Source organism: Stenotrophomonas sp. 1278 (genome assembly GCF_029892765.1).
Lineage (GTDB): Bacteria > Pseudomonadota > Gammaproteobacteria > Xanthomonadales > Xanthomonadaceae > Stenotrophomonas > Stenotrophomonas indicatrix.
Window position 1 is genome coordinate 1 of the sequence record NZ_JARXWD010000031.1, and the last position, 23,689, is coordinate 23,689.

22 protein-coding genes are annotated in these 23,689 nt (G+C 66.6%); 13 read left to right on the forward strand and 9 right to left on the reverse strand.

Annotated features, from left to right (window positions below; genetic code table 11):
• Nucleotides 1–171: 171 nt before the first annotated feature.
• Complete coding sequence (locus M2299_RS18530; RefSeq protein WP_025877316.1) at nucleotides 172–1,299, reverse strand: NAD(P)-dependent alcohol dehydrogenase; 1,128 nt, start codon at nucleotides 1,297–1,299, stop codon at nucleotides 172–174.
• Between the two features lie 17 nt (nucleotides 1,300–1,316).
• Nucleotides 1,317–2,783 carry a benzaldehyde dehydrogenase gene (locus M2299_RS18535; protein WP_280884801.1) on the reverse strand — a complete coding sequence of 489 codons (1,467 nt, stop codon included), beginning with the start codon at nucleotides 2,781–2,783 and terminating at the stop codon, nucleotides 1,317–1,319.
• Between the two features lie 195 nt (nucleotides 2,784–2,978).
• Here M2299_RS18535 and M2299_RS18540 point away from each other — a divergent pair, with 195 nt between their 5' ends.
• Together M2299_RS18540 and M2299_RS18545 are read left to right on the forward strand one after the other, a co-directional pair.
• Nucleotides 2,979–3,545 carry a DUF1415 domain-containing protein gene (locus M2299_RS18540; protein ID WP_025877318.1) on the forward strand — a complete coding sequence of 189 codons (567 nt, stop codon included), beginning with the start codon at nucleotides 2,979–2,981 and terminating at the stop codon, nucleotides 3,543–3,545.
• Nucleotides 3,542–4,342, forward strand: a complete 801-nt coding sequence (locus tag M2299_RS18545; protein ID WP_080149804.1) for an SDR family oxidoreductase — start codon at nucleotides 3,542–3,544, stop codon at nucleotides 4,340–4,342. Before M2299_RS18540 ends, M2299_RS18545 begins: the two co-directional genes overlap by 4 nt.
• A 167-nt stretch (nucleotides 4,343–4,509) precedes the next feature.
• Here the strand turns inward: M2299_RS18545 and M2299_RS18550 are convergent, their stop codons facing one another.
• On the reverse strand, nucleotides 4,510–6,540 hold the full coding sequence (locus M2299_RS18550) for a M3 family metallopeptidase (RefSeq protein WP_280884802.1): 2,031 nt from the start codon (nucleotides 6,538–6,540) through the stop codon (nucleotides 4,510–4,512).
• 170 nt (nucleotides 6,541–6,710) lie between these two features.
• Between M2299_RS18550 and M2299_RS18555 the strand changes: the two genes are divergently transcribed.
• Nucleotides 6,711–7,115 (forward strand): hypothetical protein, encoded by a 405-nt coding sequence (locus M2299_RS18555; protein WP_032976560.1) that lies wholly within the window; start codon nucleotides 6,711–6,713, stop codon nucleotides 7,113–7,115.
• 95 nt (nucleotides 7,116–7,210) lie between these two features.
• Here M2299_RS18555 and M2299_RS18560 read toward each other — a convergent pair whose 3' ends face one another.
• Complete coding sequence (locus M2299_RS18560; RefSeq protein ID WP_059065187.1) at nucleotides 7,211–8,323, reverse strand: PLP-dependent cysteine synthase family protein; 1,113 nt, start codon at nucleotides 8,321–8,323, stop codon at nucleotides 7,211–7,213.
• A 126-nt stretch (nucleotides 8,324–8,449) separates the two neighbouring features.
• Here M2299_RS18560 and gloA point away from each other — a divergent pair, with 126 nt between their 5' ends.
• Both gloA and M2299_RS18570 read left to right on the forward strand, forming a co-directional pair.
• Nucleotides 8,450–8,968: a lactoylglutathione lyase gene (gene gloA / locus M2299_RS18565; protein ID WP_088101934.1), complete on the forward strand. Its 519-nt coding sequence runs from the start codon at nucleotides 8,450–8,452 to the stop codon at nucleotides 8,966–8,968.
• A gap of 121 nt (nucleotides 8,969–9,089) precedes the next feature.
• Entirely contained in the window at nucleotides 9,090–9,518 is a 429-nt protein-coding gene (locus tag M2299_RS18570) for a VOC family protein (RefSeq protein ID WP_100436935.1), read from the forward strand.
• Nucleotides 9,519–9,610: 92 nt separating this feature from the next.
• Here the strand turns inward: M2299_RS18570 and M2299_RS18575 are convergent, their stop codons facing one another.
• Together M2299_RS18575 and glmS are read right to left on the reverse strand one after the other, a co-directional pair.
• Nucleotides 9,611–10,042, reverse strand: a complete 432-nt coding sequence (locus M2299_RS18575; protein ID WP_025877332.1) for a CBS domain-containing protein — start codon at nucleotides 10,040–10,042, stop codon at nucleotides 9,611–9,613.
• 442 nt (nucleotides 10,043–10,484) lie between these two features.
• The gene (gene glmS / locus M2299_RS18580; protein WP_025877334.1) at nucleotides 10,485–12,323 is read right to left on the reverse strand and encodes a glutamine--fructose-6-phosphate transaminase (isomerizing); all 1,839 of its coding nucleotides are present in this window, start codon (nucleotides 12,321–12,323) and stop codon (nucleotides 10,485–10,487) included.
• 214 nt (nucleotides 12,324–12,537) lie between these two features.
• On the opposite strand from glmS, the gene M2299_RS18585 reads away from it, so the two are divergent.
• The 7 genes from M2299_RS18585 to M2299_RS18615 all read left to right on the forward strand — a co-directional run bounded on the left by M2299_RS18585 (nucleotide 12,538) and on the right by M2299_RS18615 (nucleotide 20,356).
• Nucleotides 12,538–13,815 (forward strand): efflux RND transporter periplasmic adaptor subunit, encoded by a 1,278-nt coding sequence (locus M2299_RS18585; RefSeq protein ID WP_099785475.1) that lies wholly within the window; start codon nucleotides 12,538–12,540, stop codon nucleotides 13,813–13,815.
• Between the two features lie 31 nt (nucleotides 13,816–13,846).
• The gene (locus tag M2299_RS18590; protein WP_099843735.1) at nucleotides 13,847–14,569 is read left to right on the forward strand and encodes an ABC transporter ATP-binding protein; all 723 of its coding nucleotides are present in this window, start codon (nucleotides 13,847–13,849) and stop codon (nucleotides 14,567–14,569) included.
• 10 nt (nucleotides 14,570–14,579) lie between these two features.
• Entirely contained in the window at nucleotides 14,580–15,884 is a 1,305-nt protein-coding gene (locus M2299_RS18595; RefSeq protein ID WP_099785478.1) for an ABC transporter permease, read from the forward strand.
• Nucleotides 15,885–15,905: 21 nt separating this feature from the next.
• A complete protein-coding gene (locus M2299_RS18600) occupies nucleotides 15,906–17,120 on the forward strand; it encodes an FtsX-like permease family protein (RefSeq protein ID WP_080149800.1) in 1,215 nt (404 codons plus the stop codon).
• 1 nt (nucleotide 17,121) lies between these two features.
• A complete protein-coding gene (locus tag M2299_RS18605) occupies nucleotides 17,122–17,511 on the forward strand; it encodes a PDZ domain-containing protein (RefSeq protein ID WP_218788011.1) in 390 nt (129 codons plus the stop codon).
• 140 nt (nucleotides 17,512–17,651) lie between these two features.
• Nucleotides 17,652–18,998, forward strand: coding sequence for a sigma-54 dependent transcriptional regulator (locus M2299_RS18610; RefSeq protein WP_099785482.1), 1,347 nt, complete (start codon nucleotides 17,652–17,654; stop codon nucleotides 18,996–18,998).
• A complete protein-coding gene (locus tag M2299_RS18615; RefSeq protein WP_180831952.1) occupies nucleotides 18,995–20,356 on the forward strand; it encodes an ATP-binding protein in 1,362 nt (453 codons plus the stop codon). Before M2299_RS18610 ends, M2299_RS18615 begins: the two co-directional genes overlap by 4 nt.
• A gap of 468 nt (nucleotides 20,357–20,824) precedes the next feature.
• Here the strand turns inward: M2299_RS18615 and M2299_RS18620 are convergent, their stop codons facing one another.
• Together M2299_RS18620 and glmU are read right to left on the reverse strand one after the other, a co-directional pair.
• Nucleotides 20,825–21,358, reverse strand: coding sequence for a GNAT family N-acetyltransferase (locus tag M2299_RS18620; RefSeq protein ID WP_280884803.1), 534 nt, complete (start codon nucleotides 21,356–21,358; stop codon nucleotides 20,825–20,827).
• On the reverse strand, nucleotides 21,327–22,694 hold the full coding sequence (gene glmU / locus M2299_RS18625; protein ID WP_100436937.1) for a bifunctional UDP-N-acetylglucosamine diphosphorylase/glucosamine-1-phosphate N-acetyltransferase GlmU: 1,368 nt from the start codon (nucleotides 22,692–22,694) through the stop codon (nucleotides 21,327–21,329). The genes M2299_RS18620 and glmU overlap by 32 nt, the downstream gene beginning before the upstream one ends.
• 79 nt (nucleotides 22,695–22,773) lie before the next feature.
• On the opposite strand from glmU, the gene M2299_RS18630 reads away from it, so the two are divergent.
• A complete protein-coding gene (locus M2299_RS18630; protein ID WP_100436938.1) occupies nucleotides 22,774–23,157 on the forward strand; it encodes a GtrA family protein in 384 nt (127 codons plus the stop codon).
• Nucleotides 23,158–23,234: 77 nt separating this feature from the next.
• Here the strand turns inward: M2299_RS18630 and M2299_RS18635 are convergent, their stop codons facing one another.
• Nucleotides 23,235–23,657 (reverse strand): F0F1 ATP synthase subunit epsilon, encoded by a 423-nt coding sequence (locus M2299_RS18635; RefSeq protein WP_025877355.1) that lies wholly within the window; start codon nucleotides 23,655–23,657, stop codon nucleotides 23,235–23,237.
• Nucleotides 23,658–23,689: the final 32 nt, after the last annotated feature.

Here is a 23,689-nt window from a genome sequence, read left to right on the forward strand (position 1 = left end):
GTGAGCCGCATGGATGCGGCGACCGAGCTTACATGGACGTACTTGCAGCGTCCCCCGCAACCGGACCCACCCCGCCATCCCACGGAATGCCCGCTTTTGCCGTTGCCGTTGCCGTTGCCGTTGATTCGGCAGGTGCAGGGCGCAGCCCTGCAAACCCACCCCACCCTCACCTCACGCCGCGATCCGCAGAATCGGCTTCAGCGTAATCCCCCGCGTGCTGTCCTCGGCCGCCTGGTTGATCTGCTCCAGCGGATAGAACTTCACCAGCCTGTCGAACGGGAAGCGCCCCTGCTGGTACAGCGTCACCAGCTGCGGAATGAACACCTGCGGCACGCTGTCGCCCTCGACAATGCCACGGATGCTGCGGCCACCCAACAGCAGGTTGTTCACATCGAAACTGGCGGTGGTGCCCAGCTTCGGCGCACCGACCACGCCCATCATGCCAAGCCCGCCGAGCGCTTCGATGCCGGCCGACAGCACTTCCGGGCGCCCGGTCGATTCCAGCGCGAAATCGGCGCCACCACCGGTGATCGCGCGCACCGCCTCGATCACGTCGGTCTCGCGGCTGTTGACCACATGGGTGGCGCCCAGTTCCATGGCCAGCTGCAACCGCGACGGCACCACGTCGATGGCGATGATGGTGGTGGCGCCGGCCACCTTGGCCGCCATCACCGCACTCAGGCCGACCGCACCGGCGCCATAGCTGGCGAAGCTGCTGCCCGATCGCACCTGCAGCGAGTTGAGCACCGCACCGGCACCGGTCTGGATGCCGCAGCCCAGCGGACCGAGCAGCTCCAGCGGCGCATCGTCAGGCACCTTGATCGCATTGATCTCGCGCGCCAGCGCAAACGTGGCGAACGACGACTGTGCAAAGAAGTGATCGTGCAGCGGTTGGCCCTGTGCATCGGTGATGGCGGTATGGCCGTGGCCATCATCACCACCGAAATTCAGCGCGAAGAAATCGCGGCAGTACGCACCGTGGCCACCACGACAGGGATTGCAGTGGCCGCATTGGCCGTAGGTCAGCACGACATGGTCGCCGGCCTTCAGTTCGCGCACGTTGGGGCCGACCGCTTCGACGATGCCCGCACCCTCATGGCCCAGCACCGCCGGCAGCGGCACCGGATAGTACTGGTCACGCACGATCAGGTCGGTATGGCACAGGCCGGTCGCTACGATCTTCACCAGCACTTCGTCGTCCTGCGGGCCGCGCAGGCGCGCCTGCTCGATGACAAAGGGCTGTTCCTTGCCGCGCACCACCGCTGCGGTGATGTCACGCGATCCACTGTTGCTGCTCATCGTTGCGTTCTCCTCGATCAGATGGGATAGGCCGGGGCTTCGCCCTTGACCGTCATCCATTGCCACTGGGTGAATTCCTCCACGTTGGACGGGCCGCCGATGCTGGTGCCGTTGCCGGACGCCCCTACCCCACCGAAGGGATTGATGACCTCGTCGTTCACGGTCTGGTCGTTGATGTGCAGCAGACCGGTGCGCAGGCGCTCGCCCAGCTTCAGCGCGCGGCCGACATTGCGGGAGACGATCGCCATCGACAGGCCGTACTCGCTGTCATTGGCCATGCGCACGGCTTCGTCGTCGTCATCGAACGGCACCACCACCGCTACTGGCGCGAAGATCTCTTCGTTGAACGCCGGATTGTCGACACTGACGTTGCCGAGCACGGTGGGTGCGAAGAACAGGTCCTGGTGGGTGCCGCCGGTTTCAAGCGTGGCACCCGCCTTCACCGCGTCGTCGACCACACGCGCCGCATGGTCGCGTTGCGCGGCATTGATCAGTGGGCCCAGCGCAACATCCTCGCGTGCCGGGTCACCCACCTTCAGCGACTTCGCCTTGGCCACCAGCTTCTGCAGGAAGGCCTGGTGGATGCCGCGCTGTACCAGCACACGGCCGGTGGCCATGCAGATCTGGCCCTGGTGCAGGTACACGCCCCAGGCGGTGTTGGCCACGGCCAGGTCGAGATCCGCATCGTCAAGGATGATCAGCGCGTTCTTGCCACCCAGCTCCAGCGACACCTTTTTCAGGTGCTTGCCGGCGGCTTCGCCAACCTTGCGTCCGGCCGCCGTCGAGCCGGTGAACTGGATCATCGCCACATGCGGGTCGCTGGTCAGCGCGGCACCGGCGGCGCCGTCGCCGGGCAACATCTGCAGCACACCCTGCGGAAGACCAGCCTGCTCGAACAGGCGTGCGATCACCGCACCACCACACACCGCCGTGCGCGGGTCCGGCTTGAGCACCACGGCATTGCCGAGCGCGATCGCCGGCGCCACCGCGCGCATCGCCAGGTACAGCGGGAAATTGAACGGAGAGATCACCCCCACCACACCCAGCGGACGGCGCCGCGCCAGGTTCAGCCGCCCAGGTTCGGACGGCAGGATCTCACCCACGCCGCGCGAAGGCAGCGCGGCGGCCTCATGCAGCGCCTTGATGGTCACCTTGGCTTCGAAACCGGCCTTCAGGCGGGTGGAGCCACTTTCACGGACCAGCCAGTCGACCAGCGTATCGATGTTTTCTTCGGCCAGGCGTGCAGCCTTGCGCAGCACCTCGGCGCGCTGTTCGTACGGCGCTGCCGCCCATGCCTGTTGCGCCTGCGCCGCAGCGGCCGCCGAACGTGCGACCTGCGCCGCATCGGCCAGGCCGATTTCGCCAAGCGAGTGCCCGGTGGCGGGCTCGATCACCGGCTGGCGCTGTGCAGCGGCGCTCCATTGACCGTCGAAGAAGGCGCCTGACCAGAGTGCGTCCGGCAGCCATGGGGAAGATGCAGTCATGAAAAGTCCTCCTGTGTCGTGCCGCCATTGCACGCCTGGCCCGCAGCGTCGGCAATCGGCCATTGGCGTGATGTCGGCAAGGGATTGAATCAATGGGAATTTCCAGCATCGCCGTTGTCCAGTTCCTGCACAGTGAACGGCGCCCCTGCAGCGGCCCGCCTACAATGGCCACCCCCGCCAGCCGATGCGCCCGCCATGACCGACACCCCCCTGCCCACCGATGACCCGATCGCCGCCACCCGCCTGTGGCTGGAGCGCATCGTCATCGGCCTGAACCTGTGCCCGTTCGCCAAGGCGGTGTACGTGAAGGACCAGGTCCGCATCGTGCTGAGCGACGCGACCACACCCGAAGCCCTGGTGGAAGAACTGGCCGAAGAACTGGTGCTGCTGCGCGACACGCCGGCCGAGCAGATCGATACCACCCTGATCGTGCACCCGCAGGTGCTGACCGACTTCCTCGACTACAACGACTTCCTCGACAACGCCGATGCGGCGATCGAGGCGCTGGACCTGCAGGGCATCCTGCAGGTGGCCAGCTTCCATCCGGACTACCAGTTCGATGGCGTCGCCGCCGATGACGCCAGCAACTACACCAACCGCGCGCCCTACCCCACCCTGCACCTGCTGCGCGAAGACAGCGTGGCACGCGCGGTGGATGTCTACCCGGACCCGGACGTGATCGTCGAGCGCAACATCCAGACCCTGGACCGGATCGGTGTCGAGGGCTGGCACCGTCGCCTGCGCGGCGACGACCTGTCATGAGCACGGTGCCGCCGATTGCCACCTGGCCGGCTGCGCCGCTGCACGGCAGGGTGGTGCTGGTCACCGGCGGTGCCAACGGCATCGGCCGCGGCATCGCCCAGGCGGTGCTCGGGGCCGGCGGCCGTGTGCTGATCGGCGATCTGGATGTGGAGGCGGGCCATGCCTGCCTGGCCGAATGGCAGCGCGGTGATGATGCCGCGTTCCAGCGGCTGGACATCACCGACGAAAGCAGCGTGCGCGACTTCATCGCGGCGGCCCTGCAACGCTTCGGGCGCATCGACGGCCTGGTCAACAATGCCGGCATCGCCGGGCCGCACGGCACCCTGCTGCAGGACATGGACTGGGAAGAATGGCAGCGCCGGCTGTCATCGCTGCATGGCGCGTTCCTGTGCAGCAAGCACGCATTGCCGGCGCTGTCGGCCGACGCAGGCGCGATCATCAACATCGCATCGACGCGCGCCTGGCAGTCCGAGGCGCACAGCGAAGCCTACGCTGCGGCCAAGGGCGGGCTGGTGGCCTTCACCCACGCTCTGGCCATCAGTGCGGGACCGGCGGTGCGGGTGAACAGCATCAGCCCCGGCTGGATCAGCACCGATGCCTGGCAGGCACCGTCACGCCGGCACGTGCCGCAGTACTCGGCCACCGACCACGCCCAGCATCCGGTTGGCCGCGTCGGCGAACCCGAGGACATCGGCGCACTGGCGGTGTACCTGCTGTCCTCGTTGTCCGGCTTCAGCACCGGCCAGGACTTCATCGTCGACGGCGGCATGACCCGGAAGATGATCTACGCCGATTGAAAGCGGGACGCCCCGGTATCGCCGGGCCATGCCCGGCGGCTTTCCTACGCCGCGCTCCGTGCTCGCCGGGCATGGCCCGGCGAGCACGGAGCGCTGCCTTTTTTGCGTTTACGCCATGCCGGAGCATTCCGGTAGATCCACGCCATGCGTGGATGGCGGCAACCTGCTTACGCCATGCCCGAATGGCGCAGCAGCGCGTCGATCTGCGGCGCACGGCCGCGGAAGGCCTTGAAGTTCTCGGCGGCCGGGCGACTGCCGCCGCGCGACAGCACCTCGTCGCGGAAACGCGCGCCGGTTGCGGCCAGCGCCTGCGGCGCTTCCTCGAACGCGGCGTAGGCATCGGCGCTCAATACTTCGGCCCACTTGTAGCTGTAGTAACCGGCGGCATAGCCACCGGCGAAGATATGGCTGAACTGGTGCGGGAAGCGATTCCAGCTCGGCGGATGGTTCACCGCCACTTCCGCACGCACCCGCTCAAGCAGTGCCAGCACGCTGTCCTGCGCCGCCTCGAACTGGCTGTGCAGCAGCATGTCGAACAGACCGAATTCCAACTGGCGCACGGTGGCCATGCCGCTGTGGAAGTTGCGTGCGGCCAGCATGCGCTCGTACAGCGCGCGCGGCAGCGGCTCGCCGGTTTCCACATGCGCGGTCATGCCCTGCAGGTGGTCCCATTCCCAGCAGAAGTTCTCCATGAACTGGCTGGGCAGCTCCACCGCGTCCCACTCCACGCCGTTGATGCCGGCCACGCCCAGTTCGCCGATGCGGGTCAGCAGCTGATGCAGGCCATGGCCCATTTCATGGAACAGCGTGGTCACTTCATTGTGGCTGAAGGTTGCCGGCTTGCCATCGGCACCACGGCCGAAGTTGCACACCAGGTACACCAGCGGCGTCTGTACGCTGCCATCGGCGCGCTCGCGGCGGTTGCGGCAGTCATCCATCCACGCGCCGCCACGCTTGCCCTCGCGGGCGTACAGGTCCAGGTAGAACTGGCCGACCAGGGCGCCCTGCGCATCCACCAGGCGGAAGAAGCGCACGTCCTCATGCCAGACCGGCGCGCTGTCTTCCTGCACGCGCAGGCCGTACAGCTGCTCGATCACCGAGAACAGGCCGCCGAGCACCTTCGGTTCGGTGAAATACTGCTTCACTTCCTGCTCGGAATAGCTGTAACGCGCCTGCTTCAGGCGGTCGGCGGCGAACGCCAGATCCCAGGCCTGCAGGCTGTCGATACCGAGATGCTCGCGGGCGAACTGCTCCAGCTCGGCGCGGTCCTTGGCCGCGAACGGCTTGGCGCGCGCGGCCAGGTCACGCAGGAAGCCCAGCACTTCGGCGGGGTCGCTGGCCATCTTGGTGGCCACCGAGTAGTCGGCGTAGGAATCAAAGCCCAGCAGCGCGGCCAACTCGGCACGCAGTGCAAGGATGCGATCGATGTTGCCGCCGTTGTCCAGCGCATCGTCGCCGAACTCGGAGGCGCGTTGCGCGCTGGCGCGGTACAGGATCTCGCGCAGGTCGCGGTCCTCGCCCCAGGTCTGCACCGGCAGGTAGCACGGCATCTGCAGGGTCAGCTTCCAGCCTGCCTTGCCGTCTTTTTCCGCAGCGGCGCGTGCAGCAGCCTTCACGTCTTCCGGCACGCCGGCCAGGCGCGCCGGGTCTTCGACGATCAGCGACCACGCATCGGTGGCGTCGAGCACGTTCTGCGAGAACTTCGCCGACAGCGCCGACAGTTCCTCCTTGATGGCGGAAAAACGCTGCTGCGCGTCCGCATTCAGTTCAGCACCGCCGAGGCGGAAATCACGCAGGGTGTTGTCCAGCACCTTGCGGCGCGCCTCATCAAAACCGGCCGCTTCGGTGCTGGCCGCCAGCGCCTGGTACTGGCGGTACAGCGCCAGGTTCTGGCCCAGCGCACTGGCAAAGCGGGTCACCCGCGGCAGGTTGCTGTTGTAGGCCTCACGCAGCTCCGGCGTGTTGACCACGCCCTGCAGGTGGCCCACCAGGCCCCAGGCGCGCCACAGGCGTTCGGTGGCGTCGTCCAGCGGGATGACGAAGGTCTGCCAGGTTACCGGCTGCACCTGCTCGGCAGCGCTGACCGCCGCTTCGGCCTGCGCCAGCAGCACGTCCAGCGCCGGCGCCACATGCTCGGGGCGGATCGCCTCGAAGCGCGGCAGGCCGGAAAAATCGAGCAGGGGGTTGGCAACGGTCACGGCAGGTCTCCAGGGTACGGGCCCGGCAGCGCGGGCAGCCAGACCGATATGGCGCTGGCCGGGCCGGCAGACAAGGGGCGGCGGGCCATTGTTCACGTCGGCCTTACGGCCGTCGGCTGAAGCTTGCGGCGCGGGGGAGACCGCAGCGGAACGTGTCGAGGAGGCCCCACATGGAAGGTCTGGCTCCAGCTCCATCCGCAGTACGTTCACCAACGCTGGCGCTGTCGGCCAGCCCGACTGAACTGGCCTGGATCGCCGCGTTGTGCGATGCGGGCGATGATGCGCCGCGCCACCTGCAGCAGTTGCAGGCACTGCAGCGCCAGGGCGGCAGGTTCAGCGATGAGCAGGAATGGTATCCCTTCGAAGTGATCGAGCGCGGTGCCAGCCAGGTGCGGCTGGGCCACGAGCGCGAATTCGTCATCTGCGTGCTGCTGTGGCTGCAGGCCCTGGCCCAGGGCCGGGCCAGCAGCCTGGACCCACGTCTGCACCTGGACGACCGCGCCGTGGAGATCGAGGCCCTGCCCGACGCGCTGCGCGATGCGGTACTGGATGCCTTCATGGCCGCCGGGTATTGAGCGCGATCCAATGCGCCGCTGCGCTCGCCGGCCATGGCCGGCGCGCCGACCTGTCCTGGTAGCGCCGGGCCATGCCCGGCGGATGCCTGACGGGCTTACAGCGCTTCCAGACTGCACCACGGCAATCCAGGCAGGCCCTGCCCGGCCACCGCCGCCGCTACCTGCGCGTCGGCAGCGTCCACATCGATTCCCTGCCGCACATACCAGGCCGGGTCGTAATAGCTGTGCGCGTAGCGATCACCGCTGTCGCACAGGATGCTGACGATGCTGCCTTGGCGGCCGGCCTCGCGCATCCACTGCGCGGCCTGCAGCACGCCGATGAAATTGGTGCCGGTGGAGCCACCGACGCGGCGCCCCAGCTGGCGGCTGACGTGACGCATCGCAGCCAGGCTCAAGGCGTCGGGCACCTTCACCATGGCATCGACACTGGTCGGGATGAAGCTGGACTCCACCCGCGGCCGGCCGATGCCTTCCACCCGCGAGCCGCCGTTGCAGGTCATGCCGCGCCACGCGTTGCCGCCGGCCAGGGCAGCCTGGTATCCATCGTAGAACACCGAGACTTCCGGGTCCGCACACAGGATGCGGGTGTCATGCCGGCGATAGCTGACGTAGCGCCCGAGCGTTGCTGCGGTACCGCCGGTGCCGGGGCTGCACACGATCCAGTCCGGAATCGGGCTGGGCTCCTCGGCCATCTGCTTGAAGATCGATTCGGCGATGTTGTTGTTGGCACGCCAATCGGTGGCGCGCTCGGCATAGGTGAACTGGTCCATGAAGTGGCCGCCGGTTTCGCGGGCCAGCTTTTCCGAATCGCAGTTGAGGTCGCAGGCGCGCTCGACCAGATGGCAGCGACCACCGTGGAACTCGATCGCGGCAATCTTCTCCGGCGACGTCGTGGCCGGCATCACTGCGATGAACGGCAGGCCGAGCAGGCGCGCGAAGTAGGCCTCGGAAACGGCGGTGGAGCCGCTGGAGGCCTCGATCACCGGCCGCCCTTCACGCAGCCAGCCGTTGGCCAGCGCATACAGGAACAGCGAACGCGCCAGCCGGTGCTTGAGGCTGCCGGTGGGATGGCTCGATTCATCCTTCAGGTACACCTCGATGCCCTCGAACCCGGGCAGCGCCAGCGGGATCAGGTGGGTATCGGCGGAACGGTTGAAATCGGCTTCGATCTTGCGGATGGCGGCGGCCACCCATTCACGCTGCGACATGGCGGGCAATGGTCATCAGGACGGAACGGTGCGATCCGGCCATTGTACGTCGCGGTGCCGTCAGCTGCCGGCCCGTAGAATGACACCCATCCGGCCGGCAACGGCCCTGTCTGAAGGACCTCCCCCATGACCATTCCCGCCCTGCGCGATGTCCCCGGCGTCGCCGCCCAGGCCCCGGCCGAGACCACCGGCTTCGTCTTCAACCACACCATGCTGCGGGTCAAGGACGCCACCGCCTCGCTGGACTTCTACACCCGCGTGCTGGGCTACCAGCTGATCGACAAGCGCGACTTCGCCGAAGCCCAGTTCAGCCTGTACTTCCTGGCCTACGTACCGGCCGGCACCGTGGTGCCGGAAGATGACAACACCCGCCGCCTGTGGATGGCCGGCCTGCCGGGCGTGCTGGAACTGACCCACAACCATGGCACCGAGAACCAGGAAGGCGCCGTCTACCACGACGGCAACAGCGACCCGCGCGGCTTCGGCCACATCTGCGTGTCGGTGCCGGACATCGAAGCGGCCTGCCAGCGTTTCGAAGACCTGGGCGTCACCTTCCAGAAGCGCCTGACCGACGGCCGCATGAAGAACCTGGCCTTCATCAAGGACCCGGACGGCTACTGGGTCGAGATCATCGCCAACGCCTGACCGGCAGAAAGGGCCCGTTCCGGTAGCGCCGGGCCATGCCCGGCGGCCTTGCTCCGACATTCATGGCACGATGGGGCCGCGAGCGACTTAGTCCCTCCGTCCCCTTTTTTGTGAGGTTGGCATGGAAACGATGGAACTGCACCGCGGGCGACTGATCGACCACATCCAGCTGGTCGTACGCGATCTGGCCGCCAGCCGCCGCTTCTACCAGGCGGTGTTCGACACGATCGGCATCCCGGTGGCCGGCGAAGGCGATGATTACTTCTGGGCCGACGAGTTGTTCATTTCCAGCGCCAGCAGCGAGGCCGCTGCCGGCCAGTTGACCGGTCGCCATCACCTGGCCTTCCAGGCCCGCGATACCGCCACCGTCGATGCTTTCCACAGCGCTGCGCTGGCGGCTGGCGGCAAGGACAACGGCGCGCCCGGCGAGCGCCCATACCACCCCGGCTACTACGGCGCCTTCGTGCTCGATCCGGATGGCAACAACATCGAGGTCGTCTACCACGGCCCGGCGAGCTACAGCGCCGATTCGGTGAAGGTCACCTTCTGATTCCTGCGCTACGCGCTCGCCGGGCATGGCCCGGCGCTACCAACGAAGAAGCCGGGCAATGCCCGGCTTCGTTTCATCACACAGCGCAGGCCTCAGTGGGCCGCCATGTAGATGTCCTGCAACACGGCCTTTTCCAGCTCCAGCTCGCCCAGCAGGTTCTTCACGATGTCACCCAGGCTGAGGATGCCGACCAGCTTGCTGCCGTCGGTGACCATCAGGTGGCGACGACGCGAGTAGGTCATCAGGGACATGGCCTGCTTCAACGTGGCGTCCGGCGCAATGCCTTCCAGGCCGGTGGACGGCAGGCTGGAAATCACCCGGCGACCGGCCTGCGGGCCATCATCGGCCAGGCTGCGGACGATGTCCTTTTCGGAAATGATGCCGACCGGCGCATCATCCTTCATCACTACCAGTGCGGCGATTTTATTCGCGCTCATCTTGTGCGCGGCGGCACCGATCGTGTCTTCCGTGTCGATGGTGATGACAGCTTCTTTCTTGGATTGCAGGAGCTCGCGGACGTTCATTCTTGTTTCCTGGTGCAGGTCACTCAAGTCAAAAAAGTGTGCTCTGCCGATTCGCCCCCTCCCCGGGAACAGACCTTTCAGTGCACGTCTGGCGCACCCACCTGCCGCTTGGAATGGATCGGCAGACGTCGTGCTGCAACACGAACGAGGGGGTTCAACGGCTCAACCCGGATCTCGGTCAATTCGATTCTACGACTGCGACCATCGGTCACTAGCGGCATCGATGGGACAGTTCGTCGTAGGAACCAACTGACGATCCAGAGAATGGCACCGCTGCTGAAACCGCCGCTGAATACAGGCGATGTCGCGCATTAAAGATTGATTGCCTGCTGCCGACCGCGGACAGAAAACCCGGCACCTGTCCCACTTGGAAGCGCCACCGTCGTAAACGAAAGGGGCCACGTGGGCCCCTTTCGCATGCAGCATCCAATGGACCCGAGTGTTACTCCACCGTAACGCTCTTGGCCAGGTTGCGCGGCTTGTCCACGTCGGTGCCGCGCGCCAGCGCGGTGTGGTACGCCAGCAGCTGCACCGGGATGGTGTGCACCACCGGGCTGAGCACGCCGGCATGGCGCGGGGTGCGGATCACGTGCACGCCTTCGGACGCGTTGAAGTTGCTGTCCTGGTCGGCGAACACGAACAGCTCGCCGCCACGCGCGCGCACTTCCTGCATGTTGGATTTGACCTTCTCCAGCAGGCTGTCGTTGGGCGCGATCACCACCACCGGCATGTCCTCATCCACCAGCGCCAGCGGCCCGTGCTTGAGCTCGCCGGCCGGGTAGGCCTCGGCGTGGATGTACGAGATTTCCTTCAGCTTGAGCGCGCCTTCCAGGGCGATCGGATAGTGCAGGCCACGGCCGAGGAACAGCGCACTGCTCTTGCGTGCGAAGCGCTCGGCCCATGCGGCGATCTGCGGTTCCATGTTCAACGCATGCTGCACGCTGCCCGGCAGGAAACGCAGCTGCTCCAGGTAGTCCGCTTCCTGTGCGGCATCAACGCGGCCATGCAGCTTGCCCAGCACCACGGTCAGCTGGAACAGCGCGGCCAGCTGGGTGGTGAACGCCTTGGTCGAGGCCACGCCGATCTCGGCGCCGGCACGGGTGTAGCAGACCAGTTCGCTGGCGCGCGGAATCGCGCTTTCCGGAACGTTGCAGATCGACAGCGTGTGCGTGTGGCCCAGCGATTTGGCGTACTTCAGCGCTTCCATCGTGTCCAGCGTTTCGCCGGACTGGGAGATGGTCACGATCAGGTGCTTGGGATTGGCATACGCGGCGCGGTAGCGGTACTCGCTGGCGATCTCCACGCTGCACGGCAGGCCGGCGATGGCCTCGATCCAGTAGCGCGCGGTCAGGCCCGAGTAGTAACTGGTACCACAGGCCAGGATCTGCACGCCCTCGATACCCGACAGCACCGCTTCGGCATTCTTGCCGAACAGTTCGGCCGGGAAGCCACCAGCGTCGATCGCCGCTTCGATGGTGTCGCCCAGCGCGCGCGGCTGCTCGTGGATCTCCTTCTGCATGAAGTGGCGGTACGGACCCAGCTCCAGCGAGGCCAGCGAGACATCGGAGAGATGCACATCGCGCTCGATCGGCTGATCGTTGCCATCGAAGATGCTCACGCCATCCCGGCGGATCTCGGCGGTGTCGCCCTCTTCCAGGAAGATCACCTTGCGCGTGGCCGACAGCACGGCCGACACATCGGACGCCACGAAGTTCTCGCCCTCGCCCAGACCGACCAGCAGCGGGCAGCCCATGCGGGCACAGACGAAGCGTTCCGGCTCGGCACGGCTGACCACGGCCAGCGCATAGGCACCGGTCAGTTCCTTCACCGTGTGCTGCAGCGCGACCAGCAGGTCATCGCCCTTCTTCAGATGGTGGTGGATCAGGTGGGCGATCACTTCGGTGTCGGTCTGCGACTCGAAGGTGTAGCCCAGCGCGCGCAGCTTCTCGCGCTGCTCCTCATGGTTCTCGATGATGCCGTTGTGCACCAGCGCCACGCCATGGCTGATGTGCGGATGCGCGTTCGCCTCGGTGACACCACCATGGGTGGCCCAGCGGGTGTGGCCGATACCGAGGCTGGCGTTGAAGCCTTCAGCCTCGGCAGCAGTGGCCATCTCCGAGACACGACCGGTGCGGCGTACGCGGCGCACCTCGGGCCGTTCGGCCTGATCGATCACGGCGATGCCGGAGGAATCGTAGCCGCGGTATTCCAGTCGCTTCAGTCCTTCGATCAGCAGCGGCACCACGTCGCGCCCGGCGATCGCACCCACGATTCCACACATGTCACGCATTTCCTTGAAGACGGTCGCCGCATTCTAGCCTGCGTGTCCGCCAGCCCCCTCCTGTCCGCTTAATGAAAGTGTCCGGAAAGGTGTCCGCGGACACCCGGACAGTAGCGACACATGTTCAACTCATTGATGGAAAAGGAAATAAAGTTGGCACGCTGTGTGCTTTATCCATAGCACCACTCTGGCACCACCGACAGGCACGAACCCGATGATCCGCGACACCTCCGCCCAGGACCAGATCGTTTCCTCCGCTTCAGCCAGTGCCCCCAAGGCCGCATGGCATCGTTACCGCTGGCCCGCCCTGGCGGGTATCGCGCTGCTGGCCGGCATCGGCTGGGCCGTGCATGCGTGGTCCAATGCCAGCAGCTCGTTCGACAGCAGCCGGGTGCGCATCGCCGAAGTGCAGCGCGGCGACCTGGTGCGCGACATCGCCGCCGACGGCCGCGTGATCGCCGCCAACAGCCCGGTGCTGTACGCCATCTCCGCCGGCACGGTGGACCTGAAGGTGGTCGCCGGTGACGTGGTCAAGAAGGGCCAGGAGCTGGCGATCATCGACAGCCCCGAGCTGCGCAGCAAACTCGCCCAGGAGGAGGCCACCCTGGCCGGCCTGGAGGCCGAGGCCAGCCGCGCCAACCTGGATGCCACCCTGGCCCGGGCCAAATCGCGCAAGGAAACCGACCAGGCCAGCATCGAGCGGCAGGCCGCCGACCGCGACCTGCAGCGCTACCAGCGCGGCTTCGATGGCGGCGCGGTGCCGCAGATCGATCTGGCCAAGGCCCAGGACACCCTGAAGAAGGCCGACATCAGCCTGGTCAATGCCACCACCGATGCACGCCTGCAGAGCCAGGGCGCGGACCTGGACGCACGCAACAAGCGTTTGCTGGCCGACCGCCAGAAGGCCGTGGTGGCCGAAGTGCGGCGCCAGGTCGACGCACTGACCCTGCGTGCACCGTTCGATGGCCAGGTCGGCCAGGTGCAGGCCACCCAGGCCACCAACCTTGCCGCCAACGCGCCGGTGCTGGGCGTGGTCGACCTGTCCAAGTTCGAAGTCGAGATCAAGGTGCCGGAGAGCTTCGCGCGCGATCTGGCGATCGGCATGCCGGCGCAGCTGACCGGTGGCAATGGCCAGCCGTTCCCGGGCGAGATCAGTGCGGTGTCGCCGGAAGTGGTCAATGGCGAAGTCAACGCACGCGTCCGCTTTGCCGCAGCCCAGCCTGAAGGCCTGCGCCAGAGCCAGCGGATGTCGGTGCGGGTGCTGCTGGATACCCGCAGGAATGTCATGAAGGTCGAGCGCGGCCCGTTCGTGGAACAGGGCAACGGTGTGGCGTACGTAATGGATGGCCGCACCGCGGTGCGTCGTCCGGTCGAACTGGGCGTCAGCAGCCTGGGCGAAGTGGAAATCAAGTCGGGTGTGCAGCCGGGGGACCGCATCGTGGTCTCGGGCAGCGACCTGTTCAAGGACGCCGAACGCGTCTCCGTCAACTGACAACTCATACATCCTGGAGAGAGGACACCCCATGTACATGCTCGAAATGCGTTCGGTCGCCAAGGTCTTCCGTACCGAACAGGTGGAAACCCACGCGCTGCGTTCACTGGAACTGCAGGTCAAGGAAGGCGAGTTCGTCGCCGTCACCGGTCCGTCCGGCTCCGGCAAGACCACCTTCCTCAACATCGCCGGCCTGCTGGAAACCTTCACCAGCGGCACCTACATGCTTGATGGCCAGGACGTCAGCAAGCTCGGCGATGATGCCCGCAGCCGCCTGCGCAACCAGAAGATCGGCTTCATCTTCCAGGGCTTCAACCTGATTCCGGACCTCAACCTGTTCGACAACGTCGACGTGCCGCTGCGCTACCGCAGGATGAGCGCCGGCGAGCGCCGCGAGCGCATCGAAAAGGCGCTGAGCCAGGTCGGCCTGGGCTCGCGCATGAAGCACTACCCGAACGAACTCTCCGGCGGCCAGCAGCAGCGCGCGGCGATCGCCCGTGCCCTGGCCGGCAGCCCGCGCCTGCTGCTGGCCGACGAACCGACCGGCAACCTGGACACGCAGATGGCGCGCGGGGTGATGGAACTGCTGGAGGAGATCAACGCTGCCGGCACCACCATCGTGATGGTCACCCATGACCCGGAACTGGCCGCACGCGCGCAGCGCAACGTGCACATCGTCGACGGCCAGGTCACCGACCTGGTGCGCGAGCCGGTGCTGACCACCCCGCGTCGCATCGTCGCCGTCAACGAGTGAGGGCACGACCATGTTCGCCTACTACGCCCGACTGGCGGTACGCAGCTTCCGCCGCAACAAGGTACTGACCGCGCTGATGGTGGTGGCCATCGCGCTGGGCATCGGTGCTTCGATGACCACCCTGACCGTGTTCCACGTGCTGTCCGGCGACCCGATCCCTGACAAGAGCGACCGCCTGTTCTACGTGCAGGTCGATCCGCGCCCGCGCTCGGGTTACCTGACCGGCGAAGAGCCGGAGACCCAGATGACCCGCTTCGATGCCGAGACGCTGCTGCGCGAGAAGCGTGGCGAGCGCCAGGCGATGATGAGTGCCGGTGACGCGACCATCGAGCCGGAAGGCAGCACGTTGAAGCCGTTCAACATCGACACCCGCTGGACATCGGCTGACTTCTTCCCGATGTTCAATGTGCCGATGCTGTATGGCCGTGCCTGGACGGCCAGCGACGATGACGGTCGCTCCCGCGTGGTGGTGCTGTCCAAGGTGATCAACGACAAGCTGTTCCAGGGAGCGGACAGTGTCGGCCGTGAGATCCGTGCCGATGGCCATTCGCTGCGGGTGATCGGGGTGATGGACTCCTGGAATCCGGAACCGCACTTCTTCGACCTGACCGTGGGCAACTATGGCCGCGAAGAGGACCTGATGATGCCGCTGTCCACCGCGATGGACCTCAAGCTCGGCAGCAACGGCAACATGAACTGCTTCCGCGACGGCGCACCCGATGACGACAGCAATTCGATCAACGCGCCGTGCACCTGGATCCAGTACTGGGTGGAGCTCGACCCGTCCAAGGCCGAGGACTACCGCCGCTACCTGGTGAACTACTCGGACCAGCAGCGGGCTGCCGGCCGTTTCGAGCGCCCGGCCAACGTGCGCCTGCGCACCGTGATGGAGTGGCTGACCTTCAACAACGCGGTACCCAGCGACGTGCGCCTGCAGATGTGGCTGGCCCTGGGTTTCCTCGGTGTCTGCCTGGTCAACACGGTCGGCCTGCTGCTGGCCAAGTTCCTGCGCCGCAGCGGTGAGATCGGCGTGCGCCGCGCACTGGGTGCAAGCCGCGGGCAGATCTTCCTGCAGTGCCTGGTCGAGGCGGGCGCGGTGGGCGTGGTCGGCGGCGTGCTCGGCATCGGCCTGGCTCTGCTGGGCCTGTATGCAGTGCGCCAGCAGCCGGTGGACTACGCCAAGCTGGCCCACCTCGACGGCAGCATGCTGCTGCTCGCCCTCGGCCTGACCCTGCTGGCCAGCATTGCTGCCGGCTTCCTGCCCGCCTGGCGCGCGATGCAGGTCACCCCGGCCATCCAGCTCAAGTCGCAGTAAGCACGAGAACGAGGACTTCCCATGGACATCCGCCCCATCCTCAGCACCCTGCGCCGGCACAAGACCGCAGCCGCATTGATCGTGCTGGAAATCGCCCTGACCTGCGCCATCGTCTGCAATGCCCTGTTCCTGGTCACCCAGCGCGTGGAAAAGATCAGCCAGCCCAGCGGCCTGGCCGAGAACGAACTGGTCATGGTCCGGGTCAGCGGCATCGGCAAGCAGACCAACGCCATGGCCCGCACCAACGAAGACCTGGCATCGCTGCGCGCGATCCCGGGCGTGACCAGCGTGGCCAAGGTCAACCAGCTGCCGTTCCGCCGCAATTCGAGCAACACCAGCATCTCGCGCGAGCGTGACCAGGAACGGCCGACAGCCTTCGTGTCGCAGTACATGGTTGGCGAGAACGCGCTGTCCACGCTCGGCCTGCAGCTGGTCGCCGGCCGCGACTTCCAGCCCAGCGAGTACATCGATCTGGAAGAAGCACAGAAGAATCCGAAGCCCGACCGCGCCGCACCGGTGATCATCAACCAGCAGGTCGCCGCCAAGATGTACCCGGACCAGAGCGCGCTGGGCAAGACCTTCTACATGGGCAACCAGGCCCTGCATGTGGTTGGTGTGGTCGCCCATCTGGCCACCCCCACCGACTACAACGACAACAGCACCCTGTCGATGATCCTGCCGGTACGTACCGACTTCACCCGCGGCCCGTACATGCTGCGCACTTCACCGGAACGCCGCGATGAAGTGCTGAAGGGTGCGCTGGCCGCGCTGGAGCACAACGACCCCAACCGCCTTGTGCGCGAGAAACTGACTTACCAGGAACAGCGTGCCGACTACTTCAAGAACGACCGCTCGATGGTCGGCCTGCTGGTGACGGTCTGCGTGGCGCTGCTGGTTGTCACCGCCCTGGGCATCGTCGGCCTGGCCAGCTTCTGGGTGCAGCAGCGCAGCAAGCAGATCGGCATCCGCCGCGCATTGGGCGCCACCCGCGGGCAGATCCTGCGCTACTTCCAGACCGAGAACTTCCTGCTGGCCACGCTGGGCATCGTGCTGGGCATGCTGGCGGCGTACGCCATCAACCTGGCCCTGATGAACATGTACGAGCTGCCGCGCATGCCGCTGCTGTACCTGCCGCTGGGCGCAGCGCTGCTGTGGCTGCTCGGCCAGATCGCCGTGTTCGGCCCGGCCCGCCGCGCTGCGGCGGTGCCACCGGCCGTCGCCACGCGGGGGGCGTGAGATGCGCGCCAGCCTGCTGGTGCTGTTGCTGGCCCTGCCGCTGCCGGTACTCGCCGGCAGCAGCAGCGCGCAGACGCTGGAGTGGCGCCAGGACGATGCGCGGCTGGCGCTGCGCTCGACCGAAGGCGTGGTGAGGGTGGATGCGGCCAGCCCGGAGGCGCGCTTCGGCGTGCGCCATGGCGACCGCATCCTACGCGTGGACGATTCGCCGGTGCGGCAGATCGAACAGCTCGCCGACGCAGTGCGGGCGGCATCGACGCCCACCGTCCACCTGCTGCTGCGCCGCGATGGCCGGATGCTCACGGTACCGGTGAACGTGGCCCAGTGGCGCCCCGCGCTGGCGCCGCCGCCACCCCCTCCGGCTCCGCCGCCGCCGCCGCCACGGCGCTGAGTCCGGACGCCCCTGCGCTACCGCTGGTTTCGCTATATTGCAGAGCGGCCCGGTAGCGCCGGGCCATGCCCGGCGGTTCCAGCCGCTGCAACTGCACCCGCCCCGCCGGGCATGGCCCGGCGCTACCCTCTTTGCGACCCATGCCTGCGATCCTGATCATCGACGACAACGCCAGCGTGGGAACCGCGCTGGACGTGCTGTTCTCCCTGCACGACATCGACACCCTGCTGGCGCAGAGCCCGGCCGAAGGGCTGGCGCTGCTGGAATCGCAGCCGGTGGACCTGGTGATCCAGGACATGAATTTCAGCGAGGACACCACCTCCGGTGAGGAAGGCGAGGCGCTGTTCGCACAGATCCGCGAACGCCACCCCGATCTGCCGGTGATCCTGCTGACGGCCTGGACCCACCTGAGCAGCGCGGTGGACCTGGTCAAGGCCGGTGCCGCCGACTACCTGGCCAAGCCCTGGGATGACCGCAAGCTGCTGACCACGGTCAACAACCTGCTGGAATTGTCCGAAGCGCGGCGCGAGCTGGACCAGCGACGCCAGCGCGAACAGCGCCAGCGGCATGCGCTGGAAGACAAGTACGCGTTGTGTGGCGCAGTGTTCGCCGACCCCGCCAGCGAGCGGGTGATCGCCCTGGCCTGCCAGGTCGCGCGCTCGGAGCTGCCGGTACTGATCACTGGCCCCAATGGCGCGGGCAAGGAGAAGATCGCGCAGATCATCCAGGCCAACTCGCTGGTGGCCAAGGGTCCGTTCGTGGCGGTGAACTGTGGCGCCCTGCCCTCCGAACTGATCGAGGCCGAACTGTTCGGTGCCGAGGCCGGCGCCTATACCGGCGCCAACAAGGCGCGCGAAGGCAAGTTCGAGGCAGCCGACGGCGGCACGCTGTTCCTGGATGAGATCGGCAACCTGTCGCTGGGTGGGCAGATGAAGCTGCTGCGCGTGCTGGAGACAGGACGTTTCGAACGCCTGGGCTCCAACCGCGAACGCCAGGTCAAGGTGCGCGTGGTCAGCGCGACCAATGCCGACCTGCCGGCGATGATCCGCGAAGGTACGTTCCGCGAAGACCTTTACTACCGGCTCAACACGGTGGAACTGACGCTGCCGCCGCTGGCCGACCGCCCCGGCGACATCGTGCCGTTGGCCGAGCATTTCCTCAGCATCGGCAAGCCGCTGTCCAGCACGGCGGCCACCGCACTGCAGCGCCACCTGTGGCCGGGCAACGTGCGCGAGCTGCGCAACGTGATCCAGCGTGCCGAACTGCTGGCCACCGGCAACCGCATCGAAGTGGCCGATCTCAACCTGCCGCGTACACCTGCTGCACCGCGCCCGACGCCAAGCGCCGGCAATGATCCCGATCGCGCACGCATCGAAGAAGTGCTGGCACGCAATCACGGCGTCATCGCACAGGCGGCCAACGAGCTTGGACTGAGCCGGCAGGCGCTGTACCGGCGTATGGACCGTCACGGCATCCCACGCGAATGAAGCGACGCTCATTCACCTTCCGCCTGTTCCTGCGCCTGCTGCCGGTGCTGGCGCTGGCTGCCGCGCTGCCGTGGCTGCTGGCCTACTGGATGGACCATGGCTGGGTGGTGACCACGGTCTCCACGATCATCCTGCTGTCATTGATGTGGTGGACGCTGCGCCGCGCCACCGCACCGGTGCGCTCGTTGATGCGGGCGCTGTCCGGGACCACCAGCAGCTACCGCGACGGTGAGTACAACTTCGGCATCTACTGGCCCGGCAATGACGAACTGGGTGACCTGGTGCAGGCACACCGCGAGCTGGGGGAAGTGCTGCGCGCACAACGCCAGGGCCTCGTGCAGCGCGAACTGCTGCTGGATACCATGGTGCAGAACACCCCGGTGGCGATGCTGCTGATCGCCGCCGGTGGCGATGGCATTTCCCGCGTGGTGTTCTCCAACCTGGCCGCGCGCAAGCTGCTGCACAGCGGCTGGAAGCTGGAAGGCCAGCGCATGGAAGACGTGCTCGAGCAGCTGCCGGTGGAACTGCGCGATGCCATCGGCCGCGGCGGCGACAGCCTGTTTGCGGTGAAGTCGGAAAGCGAAGACGGCGTGGAAGGCGACGAGGACGACGAACAGGTCTATCACCTGTCGCGGCGCGCGTTCCAGCTCAACGGCCGCCCGCATGACCTGCTGCTGGTACGCCAGCTCACTGCCGAACTGCGCCGGCAGGAAGTACAGACCTGGAAGAAGGTGATCCGGGTGATCAGCCACGAACTCAACAACTCGCTGGCGCCGATCGCATCGCTGGCGCACTCCGGCGGCGAACTGGTCAAGCGCGAACGCTTCGACCGGCTGCCGGAGATCTTCACCACCATCGAAGACCGCGCCCGCCACCTGGAAGGCTTCATCCGCGGCTACGCGCGTTTCGCCAAGCTGCCGCAGCCGCAGCTGCAGACCGTGCACTGGGCGCCGTTCCTGTCCAGCCTGTGCCAGCAGATTCCGTTCACGATGGAGCGTGCACCCGACGAGGAACTGAGCAGCCGGATCGACATCGCCCAGTTCGGCCAGGCCCTGCTCAACCTGCTGAAGAATGCACACGAGGCCTGCGCCGAAGCCGATCCGCCCAACGACGACGTGCAGGTGCAGCTGACCCGGCTGCCGCAGTGGCTGCGGCTGGATGTGCTGGACCGCGGCAAGGGCATGAACGAGCAGGTGCTGCAGAATGCGCTGATGCCGTTCTATTCGACCAAGCGCAACGGCACCGGGCTGGGGCTGGCCCTCACCCGCGAGATCGTCGAGGCGCACGGTGGTCGCGTGTCACTGCAGAACCGCACCGACGGCGGGCTGTGTGTGTCGATCCTGTTGCCGGTGGGGTAGGTTTGTTCTTCCTTCCTCTATTGATGGCTGAAGGTTGATCATTGTTCATGGGCGTCACTTTTCTTTGTACGCAAAGAAGAGCAACCAAAAGAAGCGTTCCGCCGGCCGCGAGCCGTCGTGCTGCGCATCGGTGCTCGGCTCGCTTCAAGACGGACTCGAGAAGCAGAGCAAAAGCATCCACGCATGGCGTGGATCTACTGGGTGCAGCTGTGGCCTTTGACTTGGGTCCGCCTTGAAGCGAGCCGAGCACCGCAGGGCCGGCGAGGGCGAAGAGGCGCGGGTGTCTGAGCGCAGCGAGTTCCCGCGCCGTCCCTCGACGGACCGAGGAGCGCAGGGTACCGGCGTGCGCAGCACGACGGCTCGCGGACTGGCGGCGCGTTTCTTTTGGTTACTTTTCTTTTCGCGCGAAAAGAAGAGTGACACCCATGAACCGTTATCAACCTTCAGCAATCAACAGGAGAAGCAAAACTAAAGCACCCGTCGCATCGCCACCCGCAGGTGCATCGGGAATCCCGACGCGGCCTCCTCGGCCATCACCCCTCGCAGGCCCGCGCCCCACTCTGGCTCCGGCAGCAGGGTGAATCCTTCGCTGGCATAGAAAGCCGCATTCCACGGCACATCGGACAACGTGGTCAGCACCGCCGCCGGATAGCCAAGCACCTTGGCCTCGGCGAGTGCATGCTGCAGCAACGCCCGTCCGTAGCCACGGCGAGCATGATTGGGATCCACATCCATCTGCAGCACATGGAAATCGCCGTCGAGCGTACCGCCCAGCAGATAGCCGGCGATGCCGCCATCGGCGCCTTCGATGATCCACAACAGGCCGCGCCGCAGTCCGGCCTGCAACGTGGGAAGGTCCAGTCCATGACCGGAGAACACCGGGTACGCCTCGTGCCCGCGCAGCAGTTCACCCGCACGCTGTTCGATGCGGGGCAGCGCACTCAGTTCATCGACGCGCGGTGGCCTCGGCTCAGCTTTTCTTGATGGGGCGCTGCCAGCCATCGATGGTTTCCTGGCGCGCACGGGCAACGGTCAGCTTGCCGTCCGGCGCAGTGCGAGTGATGACCGAACCGGCAGCAATCGTCGCGCCTTCACCGATCAGCACCGGCGCCACCAGCGAACTGTTGGAGCCGATGAAAGCGTTGTCGCCGATGGTGGTGGTCGACTTGTTCACCCCGTCGTAGTTGCAGGTGATGGTGCCCGCACCGATGTTGACCTTGCTGCCGATCACCGCGTCGCCCAGATAGGTGAGGTGGTTGGCCTTGCTGCCCACTCCCAGGGTGACCTTCTTGGTTTCCACGAAGTTGCCCACGTGCACGCCATCGGCCAGCACGGTGCCCGGGCGCAGGCGCGCGAACGGGCCGATCTGCGCCGCACCCTCGCTGATCACGCCTTCCACATCGCAGTGCGCACGCACTTCGGTGCCCGCGCCGAGAGTGACGTCCTTCAGCCGGGTGAACGGGCCGATGGTCACGCCATCGCCGAGTACCACCTTGCCTTCAAGAATCACATCGACATCGATCATCACATCGCTGCCGACGATCACCTCACCCCGGATATCGACCCGCGACGGATCGCGCACGCGCGCGCCCTGGATGCACAGCGCGCGCACCGCGCGCCGCTGCCAGGCCCGTTCCAGCTGCGAGAGCTGCCACGGATCGTTCGCGCCTTCGGCGTCCTGCGCATCGGCCACCAGGGCCATCTCCGCCGGAGTGAACTCGCGGGCGGCAAAGGCGAACACATCGGTCAGGTAGTACTCGCCCTGCGCGTTGCTGTTGGACAGCTGCGACAGCCAGCGGCGCAGCGCCGTCGACTCGGCAGTGATGATGCCGGTGTTGATGATGCGCACCCGGCGCTGTTCGTCATCGGCGTCCTTCTGCTCGACAATCGCCCCGACCTTGCCTTCGGCATCGCGCAGCACGCGACCATAGCCGGTGGGATCCTCGACATCGGCCACCAGCACGGCCAGCCGGCCCGGCTGGGCCAGCAGGTCGCGCAGGGTCTGCGCACGGATCAACGGCACATCGCCGTACAGCACCAGCACCTGGGCGGCGTCGGGCACCTCCGGCATGGCCTGGGCCACGGCGTGACCGGTACCCAGCTGCTGCGCTTGTTCCGCCCACAACAGGTCCGGCTGGTCAGCGAAGTAGCTCCGCACCTGGTCCCCGCCGTGGCCGTACACCACGTGGATGGCGGCGGGCTGCAGTTCCCGCGCGGTGGCGATCACATGCGCCAGCATCGGCTGGCCGGCAATCGGCTGCAGTACCTTGGGCAGCACCGACTTCATGCGCTTGCCGGCGCCAGCGGCGAGGATGATCACGTGCAGGGGTTGGGTCATGCGGGCGGTCCACGATTCGATGGCGGTGATTCTAGAACGGGGGCCGTTAACATGGAGCCCCCACCATGACCCCGGCACCATGAGCCTGCTCCGCCAAGGCCGTTCCTATCTCGTCATCGGCCTGCTGCAGTTGCTGCTGGACTGGGCGGTGTTCGTGCTGGCGACGGCGGCCGGCATGCCGGCTGCGCCCGGCAACGTCTGCGGACGCGTGGCCGGCATGCTGCTGGGTTTCTGGCTCAATGGACGCATCACCTTCGCCGACGCCAACGGGCAGCGCCTGGGCTGGCGCCGCTTCGCACGATTCCTGCCGCTGTGGCTGCTGCTGACCATGGCCAGCACGCTGCTGGTGGCCGCCGCCGACCATGCGCTGGGCCTGCGGTACGCCTGGCTGGCAAAGCCGCTGGTGGAAGCGGGCCTGGCGGTGGTGTCTTTCCTGCTGCTGCGCCATGTCGTGTACCGGTAACGGCGTTTCCGCTGCGTTGTCGACACATACAAAAACGCCGGCACTGGGCCGGCGTTCCTGCTTGATGGCGCTGGACCTCAGTGCTTGAGGGTCTTGCGCAGGCGCTCAAGCGCCTGCAGCTGGACGACGGCCTCTGCCAGCTTCTGCTGGGCTTCAGCCACTTCCATCGCTTCGCCGCGGTTGGCCAGGATGCGTTCGGCTTCTTCCTTGGCCTTGCGGACCGAGGCTTCGTCGATGTCCTGTGCGCGGATCGCGGTGTCGGCCAGCACGGTCACCACCTGCGGCTGCACTTCCAGGATGCCGCCGGAAATGGCGAAATCCAGCTGCTCGCCGCTCGGCGTGGTCACTACCACCTTGCCCGGCTTCAGGCGGGTGATCAGCGGTGCGTGCTTGGGCGCGATGCCCAGCTCGCCCAGCTCACCGGTGGCCACGACCAGGGTCGCTTCGCCACGGAAGATTTCCTGCTCGGCGCTGACGATGTCGCAACGGATGGTGCTCATGTAACTCTCTTCGCTAGGGGGCGGGTCGAACC